Annotated in this window: 8 protein-coding genes; 7 read left to right on the forward strand and 1 reads right to left on the reverse strand. The window is 70.9% G+C overall.

Features of this window, described 5'->3' with window-relative positions; genetic code table 11:
- Positions 1-78 precede the first annotated feature (78 nt).
- The 6 genes from ACFWR9_RS41895 (at position 79) to ACFWR9_RS41920 (ending at position 6,293) form a co-directional block, all read left to right on the forward strand.
- Positions 79-249 carry a Trm112 family protein gene (locus ACFWR9_RS41895; RefSeq protein ID WP_383852701.1) on the forward strand — a complete coding sequence of 57 codons (171 nt, stop codon included), beginning with the start codon at positions 79-81 and terminating at the stop codon, positions 247-249.
- Positions 250-342: 93 nt separating this feature from the next.
- On the forward strand, positions 343-1,470 hold the full coding sequence (locus tag ACFWR9_RS41900; protein ID WP_383852703.1) for an SIS domain-containing protein: 1,128 nt from the start codon (positions 343-345) through the stop codon (positions 1,468-1,470).
- A 77-nt stretch (positions 1,471-1,547) separates the two neighbouring features.
- Positions 1,548-2,699 carry a mannose-6-phosphate isomerase, class I gene (gene manA / locus ACFWR9_RS41905; RefSeq protein ID WP_383852706.1) on the forward strand — a complete coding sequence of 384 codons (1,152 nt, stop codon included), beginning with the start codon at positions 1,548-1,550 and terminating at the stop codon, positions 2,697-2,699.
- Between the two features lie 154 nt (positions 2,700-2,853).
- The gene (locus ACFWR9_RS41910) at positions 2,854-3,834 is read left to right on the forward strand and encodes a cation diffusion facilitator family transporter (RefSeq protein WP_383852709.1); all 981 of its coding nucleotides are present in this window, start codon (positions 2,854-2,856) and stop codon (positions 3,832-3,834) included.
- Between the two features lie 265 nt (positions 3,835-4,099).
- Positions 4,100-5,572: an adenosylhomocysteinase gene (gene ahcY, locus ACFWR9_RS41915; RefSeq protein ID WP_383852711.1), complete on the forward strand. Its 1,473-nt coding sequence runs from the start codon at positions 4,100-4,102 to the stop codon at positions 5,570-5,572.
- A gap of 106 nt (positions 5,573-5,678) precedes the next feature.
- Complete coding sequence (locus ACFWR9_RS41920) at positions 5,679-6,293, forward strand: hypothetical protein (protein ID WP_383852713.1); 615 nt, start codon at positions 5,679-5,681, stop codon at positions 6,291-6,293.
- A 2-nt stretch (positions 6,294-6,295) separates the two neighbouring features.
- Here ACFWR9_RS41920 and ACFWR9_RS41925 read toward each other — a convergent pair whose 3' ends face one another.
- On the reverse strand, positions 6,296-7,222 hold the full coding sequence (locus tag ACFWR9_RS41925; RefSeq protein WP_383852716.1) for an RDD family protein: 927 nt from the start codon (positions 7,220-7,222) through the stop codon (positions 6,296-6,298).
- Positions 7,223-7,348: 126 nt separating this feature from the next.
- Here ACFWR9_RS41925 and ACFWR9_RS41930 point away from each other — a divergent pair, with 126 nt between their 5' ends.
- Entirely contained in the window at positions 7,349-8,356 is a 1,008-nt protein-coding gene (locus tag ACFWR9_RS41930; RefSeq protein ID WP_383852719.1) for a stage II sporulation protein M, read from the forward strand.
- Positions 8,357-8,750 lie beyond the last annotated feature (394 nt).

Below are 8,750 nucleotides of genomic sequence, written 5' to 3' on the forward strand. Positions count from 1 at the left end.
CCCCTACACCACGCCCCCACCGGCGGTACCCTGACCAGCACATCCGCACAAGACGAACCGCCCCCGAAGGGAACCCCCATGCCGCTCGAAGCCGGCCTCCTGGAGATCCTCGCCTGCCCCGCCTGCCACGCCCCCCTCAAGGAGCAGGCCGCGGAACTGATCTGCACCGGCCAGGACTGCGGCCTGGCATACCCGGTGCGCGACGGCATCCCCGTCCTCCTCGTCGACGAGGCCCGCCGCCCCGCCTGACCGACGGCGAAGCGACCCGGCACCCCGGCCACTCGGCGACCCCGCGACCCCGCGCAACCGAACGAACGCCCCGGCGATCGGAGACCTGCCGCCATGCTCGACGAATCGCTCCTCGACACCCCGGAGCGCCTCACCGAGGCCGACCACCGCGGCCTGCTGCGCGGCGCCGCCGAGGCCGGTGCCCGCGTACGCACCGCAGTCCGGCACGCCGCCGAGGCCGGAGTCGGCAACCTCAAGCCCGACGGCCGCCCCCGCGCCGTCCTGATCGCCGGCCCCGGCGCCGCCGCCACCCACGCCGCCGACCTCCTCGGCACCCTGGCCGGCGCCGGCAGCCCCGTCACCCGCCTCGCCCCCACCGGCGTCGCCCCCGCCGCGGGTGCCCTGCGCTGGGAACTGCCCGGCTGGGCCGGCTCCGTGGACCTCCTGCTGATCACCACCCCCGACGGCACCGAGCCGGGCCTCTCCCTGCTCGCCGAACAGGCCTACCGCCGGGGCTGCACGGTCGTCGCCGTCGCCCCCGCCGGCTCCCCGCTCAGCGAGTCGGTGAACGCCTCGCACAGCCTGTTCATCCCGATGGCGACCGCCCCGTACGACCAGGACGAACCCCTAGCCGGTGCCGCACCCGGAGTCCTGTGGGCGCTGCTCACGCCGCTGCTCGTACTCCTCGACCGCACCGCCCTGCTCGACGCACCGCCCGAGGCCGTCGAGAAGATCGCCGACCGCCTCGACCGCATCGCCGAACGCTGCGGGCCCGCCATCGTGACCTACAGCAACCCCGCCAAGACCCTGGCCGCCGAGCTGGCCGACTCCCTCCCGGTGATCTGGACCGAGGGCACCTCCGCCGGCCCCGCCGGCCGCCGTTTCGCCGCCGCGCTCGCCGAACTGTCCGGCACCCCGGCTGTCGTCGCCGACCTGCCCGAGGCCCTCGCCGCGCACAGCGCCCTGCTCGCCGGACGCCTCGCCGCCGGCGCCGACCCCGACGACTTCTTCCGCGACCGCGTCGAGGAGGCACCCGCCCTGCACGCGCGCGTAGTGCTCCTCCGCGACCGCCCCAGCGGGGGCCTCACCGCCGCCCCCAACGCCCGTGAACTGGCCCTCAGCCACGACACGCCGATGAGCGAACTGGAGCCGGAAGCGGGCGGCGAACTCGAGACCCTCGCCGAACTGATCGCCATCACGGATTTCGCCGCCGTTTACCTGGCGCTCGCCTCGGGCGCCTGATCCCGTACACACCATCGGGAAGGCACCGCACGCGGAACACACCGCACGCACAGGACACGCACCGGCAGAGAGAGCCAATGGACCGCCTCGACAACACCGTCCGCCCCTACGCCTGGGGTTCCACCACCGCGATCCCGACCCTGCTCGGGACCGAGCCGACCGGCGAGCCGCAGGCGGAGATGTGGATGGGAGCCCACCCCGGCGCCCCCTCCCGCACCGGCCGGGGCACCCTCGCCGAGGTCGTCGACGCCGCCCCCGAGAAGGAACTGGGCGCCGCCTCCGTGGCCAAGTTCGGCCCCCGGCTGCCCTTCCTCCTCAAGCTCCTCGCCGCCGGCGCCCCGCTCTCCCTCCAGGTCCACCCCGACCTCGCCCAGGCCAGGGCCGGTTACGAGGACGAGGAACGCCGCGGCGTCCCCGTGGGCGCCCCGCACCGCAACTACAAGGACGCCAACCACAAGCCCGAACTGATCTGCGCCCTCACCGAGTTCGACGGTCTGTGCGGCTTCCGCCCGCCGACCGAGACGGCCGACCTGCTCGACGGCCTCGGCGTCGCCTCCCTCAAGCCGTACGTCGACCTGCTGCGCGCACACCCCGAGGACGCCGCCCTGCGCGAGGTCCTCACCGCCGTCCTCACGGCCGACCCCGAGGAGATGTCCCACACGGTCACCGAGGTCGCGGCCGCCTGCGACCGCCTCGGCGGCGTGTACGCCCCCTACGCCGACATCGCCCACCACTACCCTGGCGACCCCGGCGTCCTCGCCGCGATGCTCCTCAACCACGTCAGGCTCCAGCCCGGCGAGGCCCTGTACCTCGGCGCCGGAATCCCGCACGCCTACCTGAGCGGCCTCGGCGTCGAGATCATGGCCAACTCCGACAACGTCCTGCGCTGCGGCCTCACCCCCAAGCACGTCGACGTCCCCGAACTGCTGCGCATCGTCCGCTTCGAGGCCGGCGACCCCGGCGTGCTGCGCCCGGAGGCGTCCCCGGACGGCGAAGAGGTCTACGAGACCCCGATCGACGAGTTCCGCCTGTCCCGCCACGTCCTGCCCGAGGGCACCGGCGCCCACGACCTCACCCTGCCCACCCCACAGATCCTGCTCTGCACGGCGGGCACCGTACGGGCGGGCGAACACGAACTGACGCCCGGCCGTTCCGTCTTCGTCCCCGCGGGCGAAAAAGCCGAAGTGTCCGGGAGTGGCACGATCTTCCGGGCCACCGTGCGCGTCTGACACCCGCCTGACGCGCACACGACGGATCACCCGGCACTCGGGAGCCACCGAGGGCTGCAACAATGGCGCACCGCAAAGGAGGGGCAAAGCCGGTCACCGGCCGCGCCCCCACCGGCGTACGGACGCAGACGAAGGCGAAGGGACAACGCGACACATGAGCGCGTCAGGCGGAACCAAGGCGATCGTGGCGGCACTGCTCGCCAACCTCTCGATCGCGGTAGCGAAATTCGTGGCGTTCCTCTTCAGTGGATCGTCGTCGATGCTCGCCGAGTCCGTGCACTCCCTGGCCGACTCCGGCAACCAGGGACTCCTGCTCCTCGGCGGCAAGCGGGCCCAGCGCGCCGCCACCCCCCAACACCCCTTCGGCTTCGGCCGCGAGCGCTACATCTACGCCTTCCTCGTCTCCATCGTGCTCTTCTCGGTCGGCGGCATGTTCGCCCTCTACGAGGGCTACGAGAAGATCAAGCACCCGCACGAGATCGAGCACTGGTACTGGCCGGTGGGTGTCCTGATCTTCGCGATCATCGCCGAGACCTTCTCCTTCCGGACCGCCATCAAGGAGTCCAACGCCCTGCGCGGACAGAAGTCCTGGAAGGAGTTCGTCCGCCACGCCAAGGCCCCGGAACTGCCGGTCGTCCTCCTGGAGGACCTCGGCGCCCTCGTCGGCCTGATCCTCGCCCTCGGCGGTGTCGGACTCGCCCTGCTCACCGGCGACGGCGTCTGGGACGGCGTCGGCACCCTGTGCATCGGCGTGCTGCTCATCGTGATCGCGCTGGTCCTGGCCGTCGAGACCAAGTCCCTGCTGCTCGGCGAGTCCGCCGGCCCCGAGGCGGTCCGGCAGATCGAGGCCGCGATCGTCGCCGGCGACACGGTCACCGGCATCATCCACATGCGCACCCTCCACCTCGGCCCCGAGGAACTGCTCGTCGCCGCCAAGATCGCCGTCCGCCACGACGGCACGGCCACCGAGATCGCCTCCGCGATCGACGCCGCCGAGTCCCGCATCCGCGACGCCGTCCCGATCGCCCGCGTCATCTACCTGGAGCCCGACATCTACAGCGAGTCCAGGGCCGCCAAGGGAGCCGACCCCGAGGCGACCCCCGGCGGTCCGGCCACACCGCCCGACGCCCACTGACGTCCGCGCCGCCATGAACGTCCGGAAGTGTTCGGAGGCGGACTGGGGACCGCGGGCGCCCGCGGTGTAGCTTGGGGTGGAGCCAGACGTCGCTGCTGATGGCGGTCGGGCGGTCCAGGACGGACCGGCCGAGGGAGAGAGGGCCTCCGACGGACTGCGCTGCGTGTACGCGGGCATGCCTGTGTCCTCTTCCGGGACACCCTTGTGTCCGCCGCCGCGCAGGTCAGCCGTACCCACCTCGACCCAACCCGAGGAGCAGCCCGTAATGACGACTGTCGACAGCCGACAGGACTTCAAGGTCGCCGACCTCTCCCTGGCCGCGTTCGGCCGCAAGGAGATCACTCTCGCCGAGCACGAGATGCCGGGCCTGATGGCGATCCGCAAGGAGTACGCCGAGGCCCAGCCCCTCGCCGGCGCCCGCGTCACCGGCTCCCTGCACATGACCGTGCAGACCGCCGTGCTCATCGAGACCCTCGTCGCCCTCGGCGCCGACGTCCGCTGGGCCTCCTGCAACATCTTCTCCACCCAGGACCACGCGGCCGCCGCCATCGCCGTCGGCCCGAACGGCACGCCGGACAACCCGCAGGGCATCCCGGTCTTCGCCTGGAAGGGCGAGACCCTGGAGGAGTACTGGTGGTGCACGGAGCAGGCGCTGACCTGGCCGGCTGCATCATCTTCTGAGGGCCCCACCCGCGGCCCGAACATGATCCTGGACGACGGCGGTGACGCCACCCTCCTCGTCCACAAGGGCGTCGAGTACGAGAAGGACGGCAAGGTCCCCTCGGTCGACACCGCCGAGTCCGACGAGCACCGCGTCATCCTCGAACTCCTCACCCGCACGGTGAGCGAGAGCCCGCAGAAGTGGACCCAGCTGGCGTCCGAGATCCGCGGCGTGACCGAGGAGACCACGACCGGCGTCCACCGCCTGTACGAGATGCACCGCGACGGCACCCTGCTGTTCCCGGCCATCAACGTCAACGACGCCGTGACGAAGTCGAAGTTCGACAACAAATACGGCTGCCGCCACTCCCTGATCGACGGCATCAACCGCGCCACCGACGTCCTGATCGGCGGCAAGACCGCTGTCGTCTGCGGCTACGGCGACGTGGGCAAGGGCTGCGCGGAGTCCCTGCGCGGCCAGGGCGCCCGCGTGATCATCACCGAGATCGACCCGATCTGCGCCCTGCAGGCGGCGATGGACGGCTACCAGGTCTCGACGCTGGACGACGTGGTCGGCCAGGCCGACATCTTCGTCACGACGACCGGCAACAAGGACATCATCATGGCCGCGGACATGGCCAAGATGAAGCACCAGGCCATCGTCGGCAACATCGGCCACTTCGACAACGAGATCGACATGGCCGGCCTCGCCCAGCTCCCCGGCGTCGTCAAGGACGAGGTCAAGCCGCAGGTCCACACCTGGACGTTCCCCGACGGCAAGGTCCTCATCGTCCTTTCCGAGGGCCGCCTGCTGAACCTGGGCAACGCGACCGGCCACCCGTCGTTCGTGATGTCCAACTCGTTCGCGGACCAGACGCTGGCCCAGATCGAACTGTTCACCAAGCCCGACGAGTACCCGACAAACGTGTACGTGCTGCCCAAGCACCTGGACGAGAAGGTCGCCCGCCTCCACCTCGACTCCCTCGGCGTCAAGCTGACCACGCTCCGCCCGGAGCAGGCCGAGTACATCGGCGTCAAGGTCGAGGGCCCCTACAAGGCGGACCACTACCGCTACTGAGCCCTGCCGGCTCCCCCGAGACAGGCCCCCGCACCCCCGTGCCGGGGGCCTGTCCCGTTGGCGCCTCAGCGGCCGGACCAGCAGCCCGTCACCCTCCAGGACCACCATGCCCCGCGGCCGTTATTCGCTCCACGATCCGCATGACCACACCCCCCTCGCAGAAGAGCACTTCCAGTGCGCCCCCGGACCCTCCGGCTGGCGCTACGTCTCCCGGCTGACCACGCCCGCCGGAGACCCCCACGGCTCCGTCGACCTCGCCCTCGACGAACTCGGCCGCCCCATCCGCCTCGAACTCCACGCCGCCGACTGGCAGGTACGCGGCGCGGCCATCGACGGCATCACCTGGGTCCGTACCGACCCCACCGGAGTCCACGCCACCGAAGGCAATGTGCGCGCCCACGCCTTCACCGGCAGCTCCCCGGCCTTCCTCGTCGCCGTCACCCGTCTCCTGCGCCTCACCCCCTCCGGATCAGCCATGCGCCTACGCCTCGTCGCCCTCACCGACCCGGTCCTCGCCCCCCGCACCGTGGACCAGTCCTGGGCCTTGCTGAAAAGAGAAGCACACGCCACTGACAACGGCCCCCTCACCGTGGACGAATACCAGGTCACAGCCCTGGACACCGGCGAGCAGCACGCCGTGCACATCGCCGGTGACGTGGTGCTCGCGGCCCCCGGCATCGAGCTGGAGGACCTGGAGTCGCCGCCGTCCGCGTTCCCGTGAAACTACGCCGGCGGCACGAACCCCGTACCGGTTCCCTTTCCGGTTCCGGGGCGCCCGTCCGACGGCGCAGCCGGAGGCACCGCGGTGGAACTCGGCGTGGGAGGGGCAGGGGTGACAGGAGCGACAGGAGTGACGGGAGGCAGCGGCGGTGCCGTCGCCGCCGGATCCCCACCCGCGGCTGCACCCCCGAACGCCCGCCGCGCCTCCCGCGCCTGCCGTTCCTGCAACACGGCCGAGAGATAGGCGGGCGGCGGAACCTCTCGCGGCACCGGGGCGCCCGTCCGAGCCGCCACGTCCGCGGCGAGCCGTTCCGCCATGGCCCAGCCGACGCGGGCATCGAGCTGCCCCATCCGCGTCAGGTACTGACGGACGGCGAGCCACAGCTCATCGGGTACCGCGGACAGGTCGAGCCCCGAGAAACGCCCGGCCAGCCAGGGCGGAGGCGGCGGCATGAACCCCGCGGACGCGACCGGCACCCGCTCCCGCACGACCAGGGTGCCCGCGAACACGTCCCCGAGCCGACGCCCCCGCGCCGACACCAGCGAGGCGATACAGGCGACCACCCCGAACGTCATGAGGATCTCGATCACCCCGATCAAGCCCCGCACCAGCGCGTGCCGGAACCGGATCGGCCCGCCGTCGTCCCGCACCACCCGCAGCCCGCACGCCATCTTCCCGAGCGACCGTCCATGGCTGAGCGTCTCGACGGCGATAGGCCCACCCACCAGTACGAGCACGAAGCCTGCGATCGACAGCGCGGTCTGCGCTGCCATGTCCAAGGAGGCGGTCGAAGCCACCAGGGCGATGGTGACCGCTATGTAGACGGCCACGGCCACCGCAAGGTCGAGCAGCACGGCCAACGCCCTGCTGGGCAGCCTCGCGGGGCGCAACTCCAGCGCCACCGCCTCGCCCGTCACCAGCTCGCTCACGCCCGCCGCCCTTCCCTCGACTCCCTCCGTCCCCGCCAGTCTGCCAAGCTGAGGACGCACCGCGCCGCAGTACGACAAGCTGATCCACGACGAGCCGCTGACGATAGCCGAGGAGCAGGCACACCGATGGACCTCGACGTCTTCGTCTCCGCCCACCGCGCGGAATGGGACCGCCTCGACGCCCTGCTCCGGCGCCGACGCCGACTCACCGGTGCCGAGACGGACGAACTCGTCGCCCTCTACCAGCGCACGGCCACCCACCTCTCCCTGATCCAGTCCAGCGCGCCCGACCCCCAGCTGACCGGACGCCTGAGCCAGTTGGTGGCACGCGCGCGCAGTGCCGTGACCGGCACCCGCCGAGCCTCCTGGCGCGACGTCACCCGCTTCCTCACCCGCCAGTTCCCGGCCGCCGTCTACCGGGCCCGGCACTGGTGGGTCCCCACCGCACTCCTGTCGACCGCAGTCGCGGCGCTCCTCGGCTGGTGGATCGGCACGCACCCCGAGGTCCAGTCGACCATCGCGGCGCCCGCCGAACTGCGCGAAATGACCCGCCCGGGTGGTCAGTACGAGACGTACTACTCGAGCCACCCCGCGGCATCCTTCGCCGCACAGGTCTGGACGAACAACGCGTGGGCCGCCGCGCTCTGCCTGATCCTGGGCGTCTTCCTGGGCCTGCCCGTCATCTGGATCCTGTTCCAGAACATGCTGAACCTCGGCGTCGGGTTCGGTCTGATGTCGTCGGCCGGGCGCCTCGACACCTTCCTGGGCCTCGTCCTGCCCCACGGCCTCCTCGAACTGACCGCGGTCTTCGTAGCCGCGGGCACCGGACTCCGCCTCGGCTGGACCCTGATCGACCCGGGACCCCGCAGCCGGCGCATCGCCCTGGCCGAAGAGGGCCGAGCCGCCGTCGGTATGGCCATCGGACTCGCCCTGGTCCTCTTCATCTCCGGCGCCATAGAAGGCTTCGTCACCCCGTCCGGCCTGCCCACCTGGGCCCGCATCACCATCGGGATCGTCGCCGAACTGGCCTTCCTCGCCTACGTCTATGTCCTGGGCCGTCGTGCCGTACGCGAAGGCGAGTCGGGCGACGTGGAGGAGTCCGAGCGCAGCGCCACGGTGCCCACGGCCGCCTGATGTGCATGGACCCTGGGTGAGCTGCTAGTGTCCTCTTCGTTCCCGCGAGAGCCGTTGACACGGAGCGAGCGGGGAGGTAGATTTGAACAGTTGCCTGTAGACGGGTTCATCCCAGAGGGTCACAGTGAAAATCTGCTTGCTTCCTCCCGAATCTCGAATTCGACGAAGCACTCTCCTGATCAAATCGGAAACGAACGAGCCGGTCAGACCGACTCGGAACTTCTGATAAAGTCGGAACCGCCGGAAAGGGAAACGCGAAAGCGGGAACCTGGAAAGCACCGAGGAAATCGGATCGGAAAGATCTGATAGAGTCGGAAACGCAAGACCGAAGGGAAGCGCCCGGAGGAAAGCCGCGAGAGATTATCTCGGGTGAGTACAAAGGAAGCGTCCGTTC

It is taken from the genome of Streptomyces sp. NPDC058534 (genome assembly GCF_042717365.1).
In the GTDB taxonomy this organism is placed as follows: Bacteria; Actinomycetota; Actinomycetes; order Streptomycetales; family Streptomycetaceae; genus Streptomyces.